Consider the following 18,076-nt stretch of genomic DNA (forward strand, 5'->3'; position numbering starts at 1 on the left):
GATGGACGCCAGACTCCAGACGCTCGCCGCGTCGACCTTCGACAACGTCTACCACGTGGGCCACCTCGTACCCGATCTGGCGACAGCCATGGACTCTGTGTCGGCAGCCATGCAGATCACCTGGGCGCCACCGTTCGAGATGCGCAGCGGCTTCACCCGGCCGGACGGGTCCGCAGACGACCAGACAGTACGCATCGCGTTCTCCGTGTCCGGCCCGCCGTACTTGGAACTGATCGAGGTTGTCGCTGACAAAGATTCGATCTTCGCCGAACCGAAGGGCGGCGGCATGCACCACCTCGGCTACTACGCGGAGCGCTGGCGCGACGACGTCGCCCGGCTGCAGGCCGACGGTTGGGAGTTGGAGCGCACCGGTGCCGGAGTGGCGTTCCTGCGCGACCCCCGCAGCGGGCTGCGCGTCGAGGTGGTGAGCTTCAAGGGCCGCGACTTTCTGACCCGGATACTCGACGGTGAGATGGCGCAGAACTATCCGCTGACCGAGCGCCCGTGACCGCCGTCGCGCACACCTCGTACGGAGCGCTGCGCGGCGACGCGCGTGGCGACGTCATCGTTTTCCGCGGTGTGCCGTACGCGGCGGTGCCTACAGGTGAACGTCGTTGGCGCCCACCACAACCCGTACCCTGCTGGGCCGGCGTACGGGAGGCGACAGCGTTCGGCGCGATCGCCCCGCAGGACATCGCGCCCGAGCGGTTGGCCAAGCGCGGCCTGACCATGAGCGAGGACTGTCTCACGCTCAACATCTGGACACCCGCGGTCGACGACAACCGGCGGCCCGTGCTGGTCTTCCTGCACGGCGGCGGGCAGGCCCAGGGCCACGGATCCGCACCGCTGCTCGACGGTGCGCGACTGGCCCGTCACGGCGACATCGTAGTGGTGACAGTGAATTTCCGGCTCGGGGTGCTGGGCTCGCTCTACGCGCCGGACTGGCACGGGGCCGACTCCACCAACCTGACACTGCGCGACCAACGGCACGCGCTGCGGTGGGTGCGCGAGCAGATCGGTGCTTTCGGCGGCGACCCCGACGCCGTCACGGTGGCTGGGCAGTCCTCGGGCGCGATCGCGATATCGGCCTTGCTCGCCGGCGGATGCCGCCTCTTCGACCGCGCGATTCTGCAAAGCGGCGGTTTGGAACGCTTCCGCTCGACCGCAGCCGCCGCGGCCGTGGCTGAGAAGGTCATCTCCTCGGTCGGCCGAGAACCGGACGTTGAGGAGATCCTCGCCGCGCAGCGGCGCATCGACACCGGATTCGTGCCGCCGCAGGGCCCGTTCCATCCCTGCATCGACGGCGACGTCATCGCCGATCACCCGTTGGTGGTCGCGCGCACCCGCGCCATGCCGGCGACTCCCATCCTCGCCGGATCGACGCGCGACGAATGGCGGATCTTCGACGCAGCGCTGGATGAGGGGGTCTTCACCGAGCAGTACGTGCACGACAGGGCGCGGGCACTCGCCGGGGACAGTCACGACCCGGGCGCAGTGGTGGCTACCTACCGCGCCGAGCAGCACGCGCTTCGCGATGTCGCCAGCGCGATGGTCACCGACTACCACTTCACCGCGCCTACCGAGCAGTTCATCAGAACCCACGCTGAGCGCGGCAACCCGGTGTTTCGCTACGAACTGCAGTGGCCTTCTCCGCGTGCCGGGCTCGGGGCCTGCCACGATTCGTGTCTGCCCTTGCTGTTCGGCACCCTGGACGCCGCACCCGCTCTGGCCGGTGCCGACGACGCGGCCCGCCAGATGTCGGATGCAGTTCAGCAACTGTGGCTGGAGTTCGTTCGTGGGGGAGAGCCCTGGGAGCAGTACGACGGGGCCGGCGGGCCCACGATGCTGCTCGGCCCCGAGACCCGAATCGTCCGCCGGCACCGCGCGAAGCAACTCGCGATCTGGGAAAATCGCTATCCCGCCTACGGGTAGGCGACTTTGACCCGACACTCCGGGTCTGGACATTATTCCAAGTCGGACAAGGCTTTTCGCGCAGCTTCGAGTTCTGCCTCCAAGGCGGCCACTTTTGCAGCCTGTTCGGAGCGGGCCGCCTCGATGACCTCGTCGATCGGGGTGGAAAGGTCCACGTGTAGTTCCTTGGCCGCGCGGGAGACGGCGGCAGCGGCGACTGCGACGTTGCGAGCCAGGTAGGTGGTGCCCTGCTTGAGCTCGGCATGCCATTCACCGTCGGCGGTACCGGTGACGGTGAGGGTCAGCTCGATGGTCTTGGCCTTCTTGCCGGCTGCCTTCTTGGCCGGCGCCTTCTTGGGTTTCTCGTCGGCCTGGGCTTCAGCGGCGGGTGCGGCGCTGTCGGTCGGCGCAACCAAGGCGTCCGGAGTGTCGGCTTCGGTGGTCAAAGTTTCTGGGGCCAGGGCGTCTACAGTCATCGTCACGGCGAACTCCTTTTCGAACATCGCTTACGCTGGGCGGTCTGGCGGTCGGAGACATTAGAACACACGTTCGACGTCTGTGGTCAAGTTGACGCGCCCGCCGCGCTCAGGTTGGCCGGTGGGCGTCCTCGGCGATCCGGGCGGCGATGACGGTGCTCTCCAGGCGTTGGAGGAGTTCGTAAGGGTCGTCGAAAACCGCTTGCGCACCGGCTTTTTCGAGTTCGCAGTCAGCGACGCCGCCGCAGCGCAGACCGATGAAGGGCACATCGACGCGGGTGGCAGCTTCGCCATCCCACACCGCGTCGCCGACAAAGACCGCCCGATCGGCGGAAACGCCGGCCCGCTCGAGCGCCACCTGGACGATGCCCGGGTCTGGCTTGGCCGTGTCGACGTCCTTCGAGGACGTAGCGGCGAAGATCACGTCGTCGCTGTCGAGAATCTTTCGGGTGATCGCGAGTTCGTCTTCGGGCGCGGAACTCGCGAGCACCACCCGAATGCCGTCGTCCGCGAGATGGTGCAGCAGTTCGCGGGCGCCGGGCAAGCGCACGATCAGGTCTGAGCTGTCTTTGTAGAGGCTGCTGTGGCGGTCTTTGAGTCGCTGCTGCACAGCGTCACTGGCGTCTCCGGACAGGCTGGCCACCAGGCTGCTGCCGTCCATGCCGATGCTGCGGTGAATCTGCCACGCCGCGACGTCGATGTTCTCCTCGTGGAACGCGCACGCCCACGTATGGACGTGGAGGTAGTTCGAGTCGACGAGTGTTCCGTCGACATCGAACAGAACCGCAAGCGGTGTCGACATCGGCATGCGCGCGGTATACCCGGCTGCCCGGAGGTCAAACGGCGGTGCTCAATTGCGGTAGTCCGCGAGTTGCTCGGTCAGTTCCTGCGCATAGGCCAGCTGTCGGCTGAGTTTGGCGCAAGCATCCTGTGCGCGGGTGTGGCATTCGGCTACGTAGGTGATGGCCTCGGCGCGCTGCGCGATGGTCGCGGTAGGTGAGTTGAGCGTGTCGAGGGCCTCGAGGAGTTGCCGCATTTCGTCGAGGCTGAAGCCCAAGGGTTTCATCCGGCGAATCGCGAGTAGGCGATCGACGTCGTCGGCGGTGTAAAGGCGGAAGCCGCCCGCGGACCGGGCCGATGGCATGACCACGCCGACCTCGTCGTAGTGCCGAATTGTCTTGATGGACAGTTCGGTTCGTGTGGCGACTTCGCCGATCTGCAGATGGTCCTGATTGCTCAACGCGTGTCCCGACGGCTCAGTGCGCGGCGGCTAATTGGCCGCTGAGCCGCGCGTGACGCTCGGCGCTGTTCTCGTTCATCCCGACGATGGTGACGGTCTTGCCCTTGGCGGCGTATTTGGTGGTGATGGCGTCGAGCGTGGATACGGTCGATGCATCCCAGATGTGGGTCTGGCTCATGTCGATGATGATGTTGGCGGGGTCGCCGACGTAGTCGAACTGGTAGACCAGGTCATTGCTGGAGGCGAAGAAGAGTTCGCCCCTGACCGCGTACACGCGGGTGTCGTCATCGGGATGGTCGATGTCGACCACCTCGGTGAAGTGAGCGACGCGCCGGGCGAAGAGCACCATCGCCGTGAGCGTGCCGACCGCGACTCCGTAGGCCAGGTTGCTGGTCGCCACAGTGACCGCCACCGTCGCGAGCATGACCGCGGTTTCGCTCTTGGGCATGCGCCGCAACGTTTTCGGGTTGATGCTGTGCCAGTCGAAGGTGCCAACGGACACCATCACCATCACGGCGACCAGTGCGGCCATGGGGATTTGGGCCACGATGTCACCAAGTCCGACAACCAGACCGAGCAGGAACGCACCGGCCAGGAACGTCGAAATCCGGGTACGGGCACCGCAGGCCTTCACGTTGATCATCGTCTGCCCGATCATCGCGCAGCCGCCCATGCCGCCGAAGAATCCGGTGACGATGTTGGCCACACCCTGACCCAGCGACTCGCGGGACTTGTTGGAATGGGTATCGGTGATGTCGTCGACCAGCTTGGCCGTCATCAACGATTCCAGCAGGCCGACCACGGCCATCGCCAGTGCGTAAGGCGCGATGACGCCGAGTGTCTCCAGAGTGAACGGGACGTTCGGAATCAGCAGCGACGGCAGGCTCGATGGCAGCTGCCCCTCGTCGCCGACGTTGGGAATCGACCAGCCGAATCCAACTGTCGCGGCAGTGAGCACCACGATGGCCACCAGCGGAGCGGGGATCGCGGTACTCAGTTTCGGGAGGGCCACGATGACGGCGATGGCGACCGCGACCATCGGATATACCAGCCACGGCACGCCGAGTAGGTGAGGCAGCTGAGCCAGGAAGATCAGGATCGCCAAAGCGTTCACGAAGCCGACCATCACGCTGCGTGGCACGAACCGCATCAGCTTGGCGACTCCCAGCCCGCCGAGTGCCAACTGCAGCACACCGGCCAAGATGACCGTCGCGATCAGATAGTCCAGACCGTGACTGCGCACCAACGGGGCCACCACCAGAGCGACGGCTCCGGTGGCGGCAGAGATCATCGCCGGGCGCCCACCGACGAGCGCGATCGTGACCGCCATCGTGAACGAGGCAAAGAGGCCGATGCGCGGGTCCACGCCGGCGATGATCGAGAACGAGATCGCTTCGGGGATCAAGGCCAATGCCACCACCAGACCCGCGAGCACCTCGGTGCGCAGCCGCCGGGGTGAACGAAGCGCGGCCAGCACCGATTGCTGCTCGCGCGGCGTCATCGCGTCGGTCGACGGTTTCAACACAACTCCGTTTCAGCGCCGTGAGTTCAGCGCGGCAAAGGCAAGAAATGGGCACAGTCACGCCTCATTGCGTGAAAAGTATTGCCAGAACATGCAATTGATCGGGCCGCTGGCTCGTGAGATCACGCGCGCGGACCGCCACGTTCGGCGCCGTTGCTGAACTCTACCCTTGGGGGAGGGTTGTGTTTCAAATCGCCGAGCGCGGATGTGCCCGATGCCACAGTGCGTGTACGCCGAGCAGCGCTCAGTCCTCGAGCCCGTATTCGTCGAACCAGTAGGCGAGTTTGCCGCGCCGGCTCACCGCGCGCATCCGGGCCTCGGCGGCGTGCCGGGTTTTGCTGGTGGTGACGATGAGCAGTTCGTCGCCGACGGCGATGCGGGTGTCCGGTAGCGGGACGAAGGTGCGGCCGTTGCGGATGATCAGCGTGATGACGGCCGGATCGGGAAGCCGCAGTTCGAGGATCGTCACGTTGTGCAGACGGGAGTGGGGCTGCACCGTCATCGTGAGCAACTCGGCGTCGAGCACATCCAGCGGTGCGGCCTCGACCTGGATCTCGCGGGTGATGTCGCGGGTGATCAACCCCAGCCTGTTCGCCACGAATCGGATACTGGGCGCCTGTATCAAGGTGAAGATCACCACCAGGACGAACACGATGTTCAGCAACCGGTAGCTGTCGGGCACGCCCGCGACGATCGGGAACGTCGCCAGCACGATGGGCACCGCACCGCGGAGCCCCGACCACGACAGGAAGAGTTGTTCGCGGAACGGGATACGGAATCCGGCCAGCGACAGGACCACCGACACCGGCCGGGCGATCAGCAGCAGCACCAGCCCGATGACGATTGCCGGGACGATGTCGCCCTCCAAATCGTGCGGGTTCACCAGTAACCCGAGGAGCACGAACAGGCCGATCTGGGCCAGCCAGCCCACGCCTTCGGCGAAGGAACGGGTGGCCGACTTGTGGGGCAGCCCCGAGTTTGCGAGGACCACCGCGGACAGATAGGCAGCGATGAAACCGCTCGCGTGGGCACTGCCTGCGGCAGCGAATGCGATGAAACCCAGCCCGAAGGTGGCGATGGGGTAGAGACCAGAGGCGGGCAGCGCGATACGGCGCAGCGCAAACGCCCCGGCGAACCCGACGGCCAGACCCAGCAGGGCACCGGTGATCAGTTCGTAGAGCAGATCGGTGACGGCCCCTTCGGGGTGGAACACGAACGGCACCACGCTGAACGTCAGCACGAGGATGACCGCGGGCGCATCGTTGAAACCGGACTCGGCCTCTAGCAGCCCGGCCAGGCGGCGGGGCAGCGGCAGTATCCGCAGCACCGAGAACACCGCGGCCGCATCGGTGGAGGAGACGATCGCGCCGAGCAGCAGGGCGAGTTGCCAGTCCATGCCCAGCAGCAGGTGTGCACCGACGGCGGTGATCGCGGTGCTGATCACAACACCGAGGGTGGCCAGTACGCCTGCGGGTGCCAGTACCCCCCGGATATCGGAGAACCGGGTGGTCAAACCGCCTTCGACAAGAACGATCGCCAGTGCGGTGGTACACACGTTGCGGGCCAACTCGACATTGTCGAACTCCAGCCCGATCCCATCGACGCCCAGCACCATGCCGACCAGCAGGAAGAACAGCAGGCTGGGGAACCCGATCCGGGTCGCCACCCGCGTGCCGATGATGCTCGCCAGCAGGACAACGCCGCCGGTGAGCAAGGTCAGGTACAGCTGGTTCAGACTCATCGGGGATTAGTTAATCAGGGCGAAGGGCCGTGAGTGGCCCGTGCGAATAGGCGAAAATGGCTGAGTGGCGGACCGGAATATGCGAGTAGTGGTTGCCGGAGCGGGCAATGTGGGCCGTTCTGTTGCGCGGGAGTTGCTTGAGAACGGCCACAAGGTCTTGCTGATCGAACAGCTGCACCGGCGATACGAGCCACATACCGTGCCGGGCGCGGACTGGCTGCTGGCGGACGCCTGCGAACTCTCGGCGATGGAAGATGCCGGGATCGAAACCTGCGACGTGCTGATCGCGGCCACCGGCGACGACAAGTCCAATCTGGTGGTCGGGTTGCTGGCCAAGTCGGAGTTCGGGGTGCCTCGGGTGGTGGCCCGCATCAACGACATCCGCAACCAATGGTTGTTCGGTCAGGACTGGGGCATCGATGTCGCGGTGTCGACGCCGGGTTCCCTGGTTGCCGGTATCGAAGGTGCCATCGACGTCGGGCACCTGGTGCGGTTGATGGCGCTACGCGGCGGACGGGTGGAGCTGACCAAACTCACACTGCCTGAGGACAATCCGGTGGTGGGGCAGCGGGTCGACCGGCTGGAGCTGCCGGTGGACACCGCGCTGGTCACCGTTGTCCGCGGCAACAAGGTCAGGCTGCCCAGCCCCGACGACGTACTCGAGGCCGGAGACGAGTTGCTCTTCACCGCCAACCGCACCTCGGAGAATTCACTGCTGGCTGCTATCCACGGCGGCCGGTTCCTCCGTGAAGTGGTGTCCGACGAACCGTGACGCGTGTCGCGCCCGCGGCTAGTTCGTCGATGGTGGTGTTGGTTGGGGTTCGAAGGGTGGGTACCACCACCAGTCGGCGCGTTCGCCGGTGGGGCCGCGACAGGGTGGGACGTCGGGTGGGGGTGTGGTCGGTGGTTGGGCCAGGGACCCGTTGTGCAGTGGTTTTCCGGCGGGGTCGGTGACGACGAGGTGGTCGGCGGGTCCGGTGAGGGTGATGCCGCCGTGGTGGTGCAGCCGGTGGTGATACGGGCACACCAGCACCAGGTTGTGGAGTTCGGTGGGGCCACCGTTTTCCCAGTGCACCAGATGATGGGCGTGCAGTCCGCGGGTCGCCCCGCAGCCGGGGACCACGCAGCAGTGGTCGCGGTGCTCCAGCGCACGGCGCAGCCGACGGCTGATCTGGCGGGTGGTGCGAGCAGCGCCGAGGGGTTGGCCGTGACGCTGGAACCAGGCTTCGAAGGTGGCCTCGCAGAGCAGGTATTGGCGTTCTTCGTCGGTGAGCAGCGGACCCAGATGCAGCGAGGCGACCGGGGTGTCGGTGTCCAGGTTGAGGTGCACGATGACGGTGGTGTGCTGGCCGTGCGGGCGACGTGCCGCCTCAGCGTCCCAGCCGGCTTCGATGAGACTCATGAACGCGTCGACATTATTGGGAAACGGGGGCGCCTGCCCGTCGGGACCCTCAGCGCCGGCGTCGTGGTGGTGTTTCCAGTCGGCGACCAGCCCGTCGTGATGTGAGCGCAGGCCGGCGTCGAACTTGGCCGCTTCCAGCCGGGGTAGCCGAATCGTGTAGATGGTGTAGTCGTCGGTTTCGGTGCGGGTGAACGACCGGGGCGGTTCCGGTTGTGGTGTGGAGTCGGGGCGGGGTTCGAGTTTGACCGCGGTGCGCAGTTGGTTGACGGTGGCGACGCTGGCCAACTGGGCGTAGTGGGCATCTGAGCCGTCGGCGGCTTTCTCGGCGATCACCCCGACCTGATCCAGCGACAGGCGTCCTTCGCGTAGGGCTTGGGTGCAGCGGGGAAATTCGTCGATGCGGCGGGCGATGGCCACGGTGGTTTCTGACACGCCGGCCAACTGGGCGTAGTGCGCATCGGAGCCGTCGGCGGCTTTCTCGGCGATCACCCCGACCTGATCCAGCGACAGGCGTCCGTCGCGTAGGGCTTGGGTGCAGCGGGGAAATTCGTCGATGCGGCGGGCGATGGCCACGGTGGTTTCGGCGTTGCGGGGGCTGACCCCGGTTTTCCAGGCCACCAACGCTTTCATCGAGCGGGCACCGGTGTTCCCGCACAACTCGTCGCGGTCCAGTTCGGCGACGATTTCCACGATCCGGCCGTCGATCGCGTTGCGCTGACCGCACAACTGCTCCAACTCCCCGAACAACACCTCGATCCGCCGCACAGGACTCACCCCTGCGCGGTGAAAGCCGCTGCGGCCGAAGACATAAGATCATCATCGCAGAGGCCACCGACAAGTTACGGCCCCTCGACCCGGTGGCTGTCCCTGACGTCCGAGCGACCATCGGGCAAGATAGCTGGGGTGGGGATAAACCTGTTGCCTTTCACTCGCCTGTCGGACGCTGACGTCGCCGGCGCACTTGATCACGCGGTGTCCGTGATCAACCCGGTACTCGATGTGTTCAGCCGATTCGATCCGCTCGGGTTGAGACGGCGTACCCATCGCGAGGAGCCCGCCGGGGGCCCTGTCGGGAAGTCTCTCGATATCGCGGCGGCTTTGCTCAATTTCGCCGAACTGCCGGGCACCAAAGCCTGGGCCGAGATGGATCAGGACGGCCACGTGAAGTGGTGGGTGCACCGCGCCGGGGCGGTGACCACCATCCTCGTCGCCTTTCCCGGTGCCTTCGGGGTCATCGCCGACCGGCTCGGCGTCCAGGACTTCCTGGGCTTCACCAACCAGGCCCTCGTGCTGTGCGCCGTGGCCCGCGAGGACGGCGTCACCGACCACGACGATCAGGTGCAGTTGCTCGGCGCGGTTCTGTGCGACCGTCAACTTCCCGACACTGCGGCCGGTGACGCCGAGGATGCCGACACAGCGCAGCAATCGCTACCTGTGAGGCTCTGGGAGTTCGCCGGCACCCTACGTGCGGTCGGAGGTGAATTCACGAAAAGGCCCCAACCGCAAAAGGTTTACCGCTACCTCGGCATGTTGCCCGGGGTCGGCGCCGTCGTCGACTACTTCGGTGAGTTCACCGCCCTGCGACACGCTGCGGACGAGGGTGCGGCGTGGATCAGCGAGCATTCCCCGCAGACACCGGCTCAGACGCCGACCCGAACTTGAAGATCAATGCACTGATCCCCACCACCACGGCAGCCAACCCGATCACCGGTGCGACGGTGAACCGCGACACCGTGGCACCGAACACCGCACCGCCACACATCGTCAACACCACGCTGTAGCGCAGCTTTTCGCGGTCCCCCGTACCACCGGCCAGTCTGCTGTCGAATCCGATGCCGACGATCGTCTGCGTCAGCACCGTCGTGCTCAACTCCTGAATGCCGAATTGGCGTGCGGTCGCGTTCTGGATACCAAATGTCATCGCCAGAACGATGAGCATGAACTTGCGGTTGTCGTGATAGTCCAGCACACCGGTGCCGGCGAGAATCGAAAGCACGGTCAGCAGAACGACTTCCACACCCAGCGCGGTGACCAGCCAGTTGCGGACATGACTGTCGAGATGGCGCCGCAGGCGACCACCGACCACAGTGCCCAGCACGAACCCGATGAACGCCACCAGTGCCCCGGTCACGTCGACGCCGGAGCCGGGAACGAACCAGAACCCCAGGAAGATCACGTTTCCGGTCATGTTGGCGACGAACACATGACCCAGCACCAACACACTGACCGCGTCGACGATCCCCGTGGCGCACGTCAACAACAGAAGCGCCACAACGGTCGACCGCTGCGTCACCGGAGAGGCGATGGCCATGCCTACATCCTCGCCGCTACAACTGCGGAGACAAGTCCAATTGCGTCAACGCCGGCATCTGGGTGATACGCCAATCCCCATCACTGCGCTGCAAGCTCAACCGATACGACATGTACCGCAGCGATGGGACGTTCTTGGTCACCGGACTCGTCGAAACCGTGTTGGTGTAGACGATGGCAGTGGCCTCATCGCGGCTGATGGTCTCCACCGCGGTGCCCATCACCTCGGTGTTGTTCGTGACCTGCGCCTGCTTGTTGGTCGGCACGATGGAATCGATCAACTGCCGGTACTGCTTGGCGAAGTCGCTCGAGAGGTACTTCGACGCCCGGTCCGGCAGGCTTTCGATGTTGTCCGGGTTGTAGGTCCACAACGTGGTGATGGCATCTGCAGAAGTACGCGCAACTTGCAGTTTGGTCGCGACCAAGGCCCGATCCGCCAGGTACGGCTGCACCATCGCACCTCCGAATGCTCCCGCCACCACGAACAATGCAGCGGTACCGGCGGCGACGTACGTCAATCGCTTGCCGGCCTCGCGGTGCGGAACCAGGACGACGTCCTCGGCCGACTCGGCCTCCGCCTCCGTCGCCTCGGCCTCCGCATCCGTCGCCTCGGCGTCGGCATCCGCCACCTCAGTGTCCGTCGCCTCAGTTTCGCCGTCGCCTGCGGCGTCGATCTCGGTGGCGACGTCGGTAGCGACCTCGGTTTCCGGCTCCGACGCGGATTCCGGTTCCGATTCGGACTCGGCGTTCGCTTCGGGCGCGGCCTCACCTTCGGGTTCGGTCACCGCCTTGCGGCGGGTCTTGCCCACAGGCGTGCGACGTTCCGTAGTGGCTTGGGCATCATCGGATTCCGAGACGGATTCCGAGTCACCTTCGTCGGCCGGAGCCGCAACCACGTCCTCGGCACGGCGACGCCGCCCGAAACGCAGTCTGCGGCGCGGCTTGTCAGGCTCGCCGGTGGTCAGATCACCTGAATCAGCTGGCTGATCTTCCACTGCTGTCCTTCCCAAATCGTCGTCGCAATCCAACGGCTGCCGCTTTCGATCACGGACTTCCCGTCCGGCGTACGCGTGCTGGTCTTGGTGGCGACCAGCACATCGGCACTGCCGTTGTCGTTCCAGCGCTCGATACCGGCATCCAAGACGGAACCTTCGGTCGGCTCGGACCGCGCCACCTGAACGACGATCTCGTTCTGCTTCTCCTGGAACATCTTTCGGAAATCGCCGGTCGCCTGTGCCGCGATGCGGTCCGCATAGTCGTTGGCGTGGAACGGATCCAGCGTCGTGTACACCGTCATGAACTCACGCACGTAGTCCAAAGCGCCGGCGGTCTTGATCTCCGCCCGGTGATCGGATTCGTGCCGGACCAGGATCAGGGTGCTGCCCGCGATGGCGGCCGCGATGAGCAGCGCCGAGATGATCCCGACGATCGGCAGGCCCCAACGGATCGGTTCCTTGGGCTCGACCGCGAAGTAGTCGCGCTCTTCGGGGTCGATCCGGCGACGCGGGCTCACTGTCCGCCCCCGCCCAGGACCGGCCGCTTGAGCACCGTGAGGTTGTCGACCAGCCAGTGGTCACCCGACCTCTGGAACTCCACCCGCACCGTCGCCGTGATGAACTTCAGTTCCTGCGGATTGGTGCCCCGCATACCCTGCAACGCGACCAGCATCGCCGCGGAGTTCTTGGTCATACCGGGCAGCACCGCACTTCTCACCGCCGAGTAGTCGTTGGTGGTCGGCCCGGCCTTCCGCACCGCGTCCTGTTGGTCGACCAGCTGCTGGCGGTAGTTGTCGGTCGTCAGCGATTGCGCCCTGGAGAAATCCGCATCGAGGGAATCCACCCCGTAGCTGAGCAGCTGCTCGACCATCCGAGGACCTTGTTCGGTGAGCTGCTCGCGCGCCTGGTCGACGGATCGGTCCTCGCGGTACACCACGAGATCTCCCAGCCCGCCCGCGATTCCGCTGAGCAGCGCGAGCGTCAGCAGCACCGCGCCTGCGCGACGGCGAACGTCGGGTTCCGGCCGATCGATACGACGGACCTCGGTGCGGGTCAGCAGATCGGCGAACGTCCGGTTGCGCGACTCCCACAGCGGCCAGAGCCAGCCAAGGAACAACGCCGCGGTATCCAGCAGATGTGCCACGTCACGCAGCAACAGGCGCAGCAGACCGGCGTCTCCGGCCGACGAGACCACCCGGATACCGAACACGGACCGGCCCAGTGACCAGCCGGTGAATGCGGGCAACCCGATCCTGTTGATCAGCATCGCGACGCCCACCGCGGCGGCGGCCACTGTGCAGACCCACCAGAACCAGCCGTACAACGGGGCCGACCAGGCCAGCAGCGCCAGCGTCACGATCAACCCGGCAGGCGCCAGCACATCGATGCCGAAAGCCCCGGCCCGAGCCGGCCATGACGCCAACCGGGGCTGGCCCGACCCGGCTCCCGCTGTCGAGACCGTGTCAGCGTTGTCGAGAACAGCGGTCACGACGTGACCTGGTCGAGCCGTGCCACCTTGTAGATGCCGTCCTCGGCACGGGCCATCTTCACCCGCAACCGGTAGCCCTGCTCTTCATCGGACTTCTCGCTGTTGGTGACCAGTACGCGCACCGCGACCAGCAGGTCCATCGACCCGTCGTCGTTGTGCTTCTCCACCGCGGCTCGCAGGTCCGAGACCTTCACCTGGACGTTGGCCGCCTGGTACGCGTCGAGCAGCATGCCGCTGTACAGGCCTGCCTGCGCCCCGAAATCGCCAGTCGCGCATTCGATGATCTTGGTCTGAGCCGCGATCATCGCCTGCGTATCAGGTGCCTGGGTCGCGGTCACACAGTCCTTGGCCGCGGCCAGGGCCTCGGCCTCGTCGCCGGCGATCCGTTCACTGTCCTGATGTGCGCGCAATGCCAGATAGCCGCCGACACCGACGGCCGCCGCCAGCACGAGCAACCCGGCAAGGATGGCTGCCATCCAACCCCGGCCCAGCCGAGAAGGACGTGACGTGACGTTCTCGGCGTCGGGGGCTGACGTCGGATCAGCGATCTCGGTGACAGCCTCCGCTTGCGGATCGGTGGTGTGGGGGTCCTGCTGGTCGGCGAGGTTCAGCTGGCTGGTGCCAGCATCTCCTTCCATCCGTCATCTCCTGGTTTATTCGAGTTGGTGACGGAGTACTTCACACCGCCGGGACCGACCACCTCACCGCTGGACGGACTATAGGTGGCGGTCGAACCTGCTGCCGGAGTGTAGATGCAGGGGTTCGGCTGCTGTCCACTACAACTCACATTGCCACCCCGCGGCGCGGTCAGCGGATCGCTGCGTGGCGCCGTTGATTCCGGTGGTGGAAGCTGACTTGCCGGCAACGGGTTCATCCCATTATTCACCGAAGGCGCGGGGATGACCCGGCCCGGATCGACGGGCTGATCGCAGCGCGCGGCCGGAGCCGGGCAGTTGCGGATCTGATTCGGGTCGCCGTACCACGGGTTGGTGCCGAGCGGCTGATAGGGCTCGTCGCTGTGGCACTCCGCCGGCGAGGCGGCCCGCTTACCCGGCACGTCGGCGCACGGATAGTTACGGGCACCGCGCACCGCGTTGGGTGCATCCTTCGGGATCTTGCAGTAGAGGCCCGACGGCAGCGGCGCCAGCGAGGTATCCGCGGGCGAACGCCACTGCGAAGCAGGCAGGAACCCGGTCAGGCACGGCGGCGGCATGTTGATACCGAGGCCGAAGTGCAGCAGGCCCTTGGGCGCGAAGATCGTCGCGGTCTGGGCCACCGCGCCACCCTGAGGCAGCGCCACCAACACCTGCTCGACGTTCTTGTTGTAGCGCTTGAGCATGTCGATGACGATCTCGAGGTTCGCCAACGTCTGCGGCAGCGATTCCCGGACATCACCGAACACCGAGTTCAGCTGATCGGCCGTCGGCGCCGCCTGCTGGATGCCGCTGCGCAACGCCGCGTCGTTCTGAGCGCTCTGCGCCGCCAGCGTGTTCAGGTTCTTGGCCCAACGCGAGATCGCGTCGCCCGAGTTGACCTGGCTGTCGATGATCGGCCCGGAGTTCTCGACGATGTCGTTGACCGGACCGAGGTTGTCCTTGAAGTCACCGGCAATCGCCTGCGTCGAATCGACCAGGCGCTGCAGTGACGGGCCGAGGCCACCGACGGCCTGGGCCGTCTCGTCGAGCAGGACCGCGATCTTCTCCTTCGGCAACGCCGCCAGACCCCGCTGCGCGGCGTCGAGCGACGGGCCCACCTCGGCGGGCACCGTGCCCTTCTCGATGGTGTCGCCGTCGCGGAAGTACTCCTTCGAGCCGCCCTTGGACACCAGGTCGATGAACTGCTCACCGACCGCCGACACCGAGTGCACATTGGCACTGGCGTCCAGCGGCACCCGGTACCGGTCGTAGATGTTCATCTCGACCCGGGCGCCCTGCTCGGTGGGCTCGACGGAGGTGACCTTGCCGATCGTCGTTCCGCGATAGGTGACGTTGGCCGTGGCGTATAACCCACCCGAATTCGGGAGGTTGGCGTTCAGGTTGTACATCCCGACGCCGGCCCATGTCGGCAGCCGCAGATAAATCAGCGCCAACACAACCAGCGCGATCACCGTCAGCACCGTGAACAGAACGAGCTGCATCTTGATGAAGCGGGTCAGCAACATGTCTCACTCCCCCCTTTCCACAAGCGGGCCACCAGGTGCATCGTGCGGGTTCGGCGTGAACCGGACATCCGGGATCATCGTCGCCGGATCGCGGCCCCACGCCTGCTCCAGCGCACGGAGCATGCCCGAGACGCCGGTGCCGGACAGGAACGCGTTGTCCACCGAGCTCAACGTCAGGTCGATCGTCAGCGACACGTTGATGTAGTCGCCACGCACGGCCTTCGGGATGTTCTCGATGTTGAACGGCACCGTCAGGATCAGCTTGAGCGCCTCGACCAGGTACGGGGCCGAGCGCGCCAGCTGCTTCAGCGGACGCTGCAGGTTCTGCAGGTTGGTGTGCAGGTTCGCGTTGCTGTTCGACAACGTGTCGTCGGCAGCTTTGGACAGCCGACCCAGCGAGGTCACCGCGTCGGCGAACAAATCGCGCGTCTCGGCGAAATGCTGGATCAGCGGCGGGAACTCGGTGAGTACCCGATCCAACGTGTCGTTGCGCGCCGCGACGATGTTCAGCAACCGATCCGTCGAATCGATCGCGCGGGTGATGTCGTTGCGCTGCTGATTGAGCTCATCGGTGAACGTGTCGAGCCGGCCCAGGAAGTCCCGGATCTGATCGGCGCGACCGTTGAGGATGTTGAACACCTCGGTCTGGATGGTCTCGATGTTGGGGATACCGCCGCCGGTCAGGATGCCCGAGATACCGGCCAGGGTCCGCTCGATCGTCGGATAGGCCGATGACTGTGCCAACGGGATGGTGTCCCCGTTGCGCAGCATCTCCTTGGACGCGTCCTTGTCCGGCGGATTGAGCTCGATGTGCTGCGAACCCAGCAAGCTGGTCTGGCCGATCTTGGCCAAGGTGTTCTTGGGCAGTTCGATGCCCGGCTCCAGATCGACCGTCAGCGTGGGCACCCAGTTGATCAGTTCGATCTTGCGGACGCGGCCGACGAACACGTCACGCACCCGCACCCGGCTGTTGGCGTTGAGCGCCAACGTCTCTGGCATCTGCACGTAGAGCGTCGTGCGGCCGGACTCGGTTCCCGGCCCACCCGGCAGTGGCACGTTGGCCACACCGCGCCACTGACCACACGAGGTGAGGATCAGCGCGGACGCCGACAACACCGCGACACGTCGTCCGATGCGACGCAACTTGCGTGTCTTCATCAGACCCGTCGGTTCTTCGCGCAAGCGGCTCATCACGGTTGTCCTCCGACCTCGGCAGGCAACGCCGGTCCGGCGGGGGCCGGGCCAGGCGCAGGAGCTGCTGCGGGTGCGGGACCCGACATCGGGTCACCCGGGATCACACCCGGCGCGGGCGCCGGCGGCGGTCCGGGCTGCGGGTACCACGGCGGCGGCAACGGATTGCGCTCGTCGTACGAGTTCGGCGGTCCGGGCAGGTTGCCTCCCGGGGGAGCACCGAATGCCGGCGGGGCAGGCGGCGCCGCGATGTCCGGCCCACCCATCAACTCCGACAACGATTCCGGTGTCAGCATCTGCTGAGTGGCCGGCTGCACCTGCACGCCCTGCATACCCGGGGCCACCGTCCAGCCCGGCTCATGGTTGCCGTGCGAGAACAAGGTGTCGCGCGACCAGATGCCCGGCACGGTGGTGTCCTTATATCCGCCCGGCGGCTGAAGGCGCGGATCCGAGTAGGAGATCTGCTTCGGCAGCGTCATCGCGGTGTTGGCCAGGTTCTGGCCGAACGGCAGGAAGTTGAACTTGATCGCGTCGAGGATCGGCGCCAGGTACTGCGCACACAGCTCGGCCGAATCCTGGTACCCCAACCGGCTGCCCGCCTGGATGGAGCTGCAGACGAACTGCAGCGGGTTGGAGAAGTTGGTCAGGCCCGGCAGAACCGGAAGGCCCACGATGCCACCCTGGTTGGGCGAGACGATGTTGAGCACGTTCGCGGCGAGGTTCGGGTAGGCGTGCAGACCCGTCTCCAGACCGTTGCGCGGTTCCGGCTGCAGGATCGCCGTCGTCGCCTCCGACAAGTTGTTGACGTCGTGAGCCAGCACCCCGCCGTTCTTGTCGAGGAACTCCCGGGTGGTCTTGAGTACCCGGTTGAGATCCTGCAGGGCCGTGGCCAACTCCTGATCGGTGTTGGTGAACGAGTTGGTGAACTGCGCCAGGTCGTTGTTGAGCGCCACGAACTGCTGATCGCTCTTGTGCAGGGCGTTGACGAATAACGCCAGGCTCTTGACCACCTGGAAAAAGTCGCCGCGGCCCTGGTTCAGCGTGGTCAGCGCCTCCGACAATCCGTTGAGTGTGCGGTTGAGCTGATCGCCCTTGCCCTGGAAGCCGTCGGCGAAGGACTCGATGATGTCGCCGAACGGGCCCTTGGGCTGTTCGGCGGTCGGCCCCAGTTCGTCGAGCAGGCGGGTGATCTGGTTGCGCAGCTCGTCGTACTCGACCGGGATCTGGGTGTTCTCGATCGGGATCACCGCGTTGTTCTTCATCTGCGGCCCACCGGTGTACGGCGGGGACAACTGGATGACGCGGGACGCGACCAGGCTGGGGTTCAGCACGGATGCCGTGGCGTTCTCGGGCATCTTGTACTTGTTGTTGACGTGGAAGACGACCTTCATCTTGTCGCCGTCGGTCTCGATGCTGTCGATCGCGCCGACCTTGACGCCCATGATGAGGACCTTGTCACCGGGGTACAGCGCAAGCACTTCGGGGAAGTACGCGGTGACCGTGGTGGTGGTCAGCTTCTTGTACAGGTTCATCCCGAAGTAGCCCAGTACCAGGGCGGCTACCACCGCCAGCGCACCGACGATGACAGTTGCCCGAGAAGCCTTGGGCAACTTGACATTTCGCACATTGAAAACAGTT

Annotated in this window: 18 protein-coding genes; 4 read left to right on the forward strand and 14 right to left on the reverse strand. The window is 65.7% G+C overall.

The features are described 5' to 3' along the window. Nucleotide 1 precedes the first annotated feature (1 nt). Both H977_RS0104260 and H977_RS0104265 read left to right on the forward strand, forming a co-directional pair. Nucleotides 2-508 carry a VOC family protein gene (locus tag H977_RS0104260; RefSeq protein WP_029106691.1) on the forward strand — a complete coding sequence of 169 codons (507 nt, stop codon included), beginning with the start codon at nt 2-4 and terminating at the stop codon, nt 506-508. Then, entirely contained in the window at nt 505-1,932 is a 1,428-nt protein-coding gene (locus H977_RS0104265; protein ID WP_029106692.1) for a carboxylesterase/lipase family protein, read from the forward strand. Before H977_RS0104260 ends, H977_RS0104265 begins: the two co-directional genes overlap by 4 nt. A 32-nt stretch (nt 1,933-1,964) precedes the next feature. Here H977_RS0104265 and H977_RS0104270 read toward each other — a convergent pair whose 3' ends face one another. From H977_RS0104270 to H977_RS0104290, 5 genes are all read right to left on the reverse strand, one after another. Continuing rightward, nucleotides 1,965-2,387: a DUF6319 family protein gene (locus H977_RS0104270; protein WP_029106693.1), complete on the reverse strand. Its 423-nt coding sequence runs from the start codon at nt 2,385-2,387 to the stop codon at nt 1,965-1,967. A 109-nt stretch (nt 2,388-2,496) separates the two neighbouring features. Then, nucleotides 2,497-3,189, reverse strand: a complete 693-nt coding sequence (locus H977_RS0104275; RefSeq protein ID WP_029106694.1) for an HAD family hydrolase — start codon at nt 3,187-3,189, stop codon at nt 2,497-2,499. 48 nt (nt 3,190-3,237) lie between these two features. Beyond that, nucleotides 3,238-3,627 (reverse strand): MerR family transcriptional regulator, encoded by a 390-nt coding sequence (locus H977_RS0104280; protein WP_029106695.1) that lies wholly within the window; start codon nt 3,625-3,627, stop codon nt 3,238-3,240. Nucleotides 3,628-3,643: 16 nt separating this feature from the next. After that, nucleotides 3,644-5,128 (reverse strand): SulP family inorganic anion transporter, encoded by a 1,485-nt coding sequence (locus H977_RS0104285; RefSeq protein WP_029106696.1) that lies wholly within the window; start codon nt 5,126-5,128, stop codon nt 3,644-3,646. Between the two features lie 265 nt (nt 5,129-5,393). Then, nucleotides 5,394-6,890: a potassium/proton antiporter gene (locus tag H977_RS0104290; protein WP_029106697.1), complete on the reverse strand. Its 1,497-nt coding sequence runs from the start codon at nt 6,888-6,890 to the stop codon at nt 5,394-5,396. A gap of 79 nt (nt 6,891-6,969) precedes the next feature. Between H977_RS0104290 and H977_RS32500 the strand changes: the two genes are divergently transcribed. After that, nucleotides 6,970-7,662, forward strand: coding sequence for a potassium channel family protein (locus tag H977_RS32500; protein ID WP_036474870.1), 693 nt, complete (start codon nt 6,970-6,972; stop codon nt 7,660-7,662). A gap of 18 nt (nt 7,663-7,680) precedes the next feature. Here H977_RS32500 and H977_RS0104300 read toward each other — a convergent pair whose 3' ends face one another. Beyond that, complete coding sequence (locus tag H977_RS0104300; protein WP_029106698.1) at nt 7,681-9,057, reverse strand: HNH endonuclease signature motif containing protein; 1,377 nt, start codon at nt 9,055-9,057, stop codon at nt 7,681-7,683. Nucleotides 9,058-9,210: 153 nt separating this feature from the next. On the opposite strand from H977_RS0104300, the gene H977_RS32505 reads away from it, so the two are divergent. Next, nucleotides 9,211-9,954 (forward strand): hypothetical protein, encoded by a 744-nt coding sequence (locus tag H977_RS32505; protein ID WP_231395862.1) that lies wholly within the window; start codon nt 9,211-9,213, stop codon nt 9,952-9,954. On the opposite strand, the gene H977_RS0104310 is transcribed toward H977_RS32505, so the two are convergent. From H977_RS0104310 to H977_RS0104345, 8 genes are all read right to left on the reverse strand, one after another. Further along, entirely contained in the window at nt 9,905-10,603 is a 699-nt protein-coding gene (locus H977_RS0104310; protein ID WP_029106699.1) for a YoaK family protein, read from the reverse strand. The two genes, H977_RS32505 and H977_RS0104310, sit on opposite strands and share 50 nt — an antisense overlap. Nucleotides 10,604-10,619: 16 nt before the next feature. Then, a complete protein-coding gene (locus H977_RS0104315) occupies nt 10,620-11,597 on the reverse strand; it encodes a hypothetical protein (protein ID WP_029106700.1) in 978 nt (325 codons plus the stop codon). Continuing rightward, on the reverse strand, nt 11,564-12,115 hold the full coding sequence (locus tag H977_RS0104320) for an Rv1363c family protein (RefSeq protein ID WP_029106701.1): 552 nt from the start codon (nt 12,113-12,115) through the stop codon (nt 11,564-11,566). The genes H977_RS0104315 and H977_RS0104320 overlap by 34 nt, the downstream gene beginning before the upstream one ends. Then, nucleotides 12,112-13,086, reverse strand: a complete 975-nt coding sequence (locus tag H977_RS0104325; RefSeq protein WP_029106702.1) for an RDD family protein — start codon at nt 13,084-13,086, stop codon at nt 12,112-12,114. Before H977_RS0104325 ends, H977_RS0104320 begins: the two co-directional genes overlap by 4 nt. Beyond that, nucleotides 13,083-13,724 (reverse strand): Rv1363c family protein, encoded by a 642-nt coding sequence (locus H977_RS0104330; protein ID WP_029106703.1) that lies wholly within the window; start codon nt 13,722-13,724, stop codon nt 13,083-13,085. Before H977_RS0104330 ends, H977_RS0104325 begins: the two co-directional genes overlap by 4 nt. Continuing rightward, nucleotides 13,694-15,244 (reverse strand): MCE family protein, encoded by a 1,551-nt coding sequence (locus H977_RS0104335; RefSeq protein WP_029106704.1) that lies wholly within the window; start codon nt 15,242-15,244, stop codon nt 13,694-13,696. Before H977_RS0104335 ends, H977_RS0104330 begins: the two co-directional genes overlap by 31 nt. 6 nt (nt 15,245-15,250) lie before the next feature. Continuing rightward, nucleotides 15,251-16,405: a virulence factor Mce family protein gene (locus H977_RS0104340; RefSeq protein ID WP_029106705.1), complete on the reverse strand. Its 1,155-nt coding sequence runs from the start codon at nt 16,403-16,405 to the stop codon at nt 15,251-15,253. Nucleotides 16,406-16,437: 32 nt separating this feature from the next. Continuing rightward, nucleotides 16,438-18,076: virulence factor Mce family protein (locus H977_RS0104345; protein WP_081681612.1), on the reverse strand; the 1,639-nt coding region annotated here is incomplete at its 5' end.

Source organism: Mycobacterium sp. URHD0025 (assembly GCF_000426065.1).
Lineage (GTDB): Bacteria > Actinomycetota > Actinomycetes > Mycobacteriales > Mycobacteriaceae > Mycobacterium.

Excerpts from the sequence above, each read along its gene's own strand:
- H977_RS0104340 (WP_029106705.1), bottom strand. The coding sequence starts at position 16,405 with ATGAAGACACGCAAGTTGCGTCGCATCGGACGACGTGTCGCGGTGTTG.
- H977_RS0104260 (WP_029106691.1), top strand. The coding sequence starts at position 2 with ATGGACGCCAGACTCCAGACGCTCGCCGCGTCGACCTTCGACAACGTC.
- H977_RS0104330 (WP_029106703.1), bottom strand. The coding sequence starts at position 13,724 with ATGGAAGGAGATGCTGGCACCAGCCAGCTGAACCTCGCCGACCAGCAG.
- H977_RS0104270 (WP_029106693.1), bottom strand. The coding sequence starts at position 2,387 with ATGACTGTAGACGCCCTGGCCCCAGAAACTTTGACCACCGAAGCCGAC.
- H977_RS0104275 (WP_029106694.1), bottom strand. The coding sequence starts at position 3,189 with ATGTCGACACCGCTTGCGGTTCTGTTCGATGTCGACGGAACACTCGTC.
- H977_RS0104290 (WP_029106697.1), bottom strand. The coding sequence starts at position 6,890 with ATGAGTCTGAACCAGCTGTACCTGACCTTGCTCACCGGCGGCGTTGTC.
- H977_RS0104310 (WP_029106699.1), bottom strand. The coding sequence starts at position 10,603 with ATGGCCATCGCCTCTCCGGTGACGCAGCGGTCGACCGTTGTGGCGCTT.
- H977_RS0104285 (WP_029106696.1), bottom strand. The coding sequence starts at position 5,128 with ATGACGCCGCGCGAGCAGCAATCGGTGCTGGCCGCGCTTCGTTCACCC.
- H977_RS32500 (WP_036474870.1), top strand. The coding sequence starts at position 6,970 with ATGCGAGTAGTGGTTGCCGGAGCGGGCAATGTGGGCCGTTCTGTTGCG.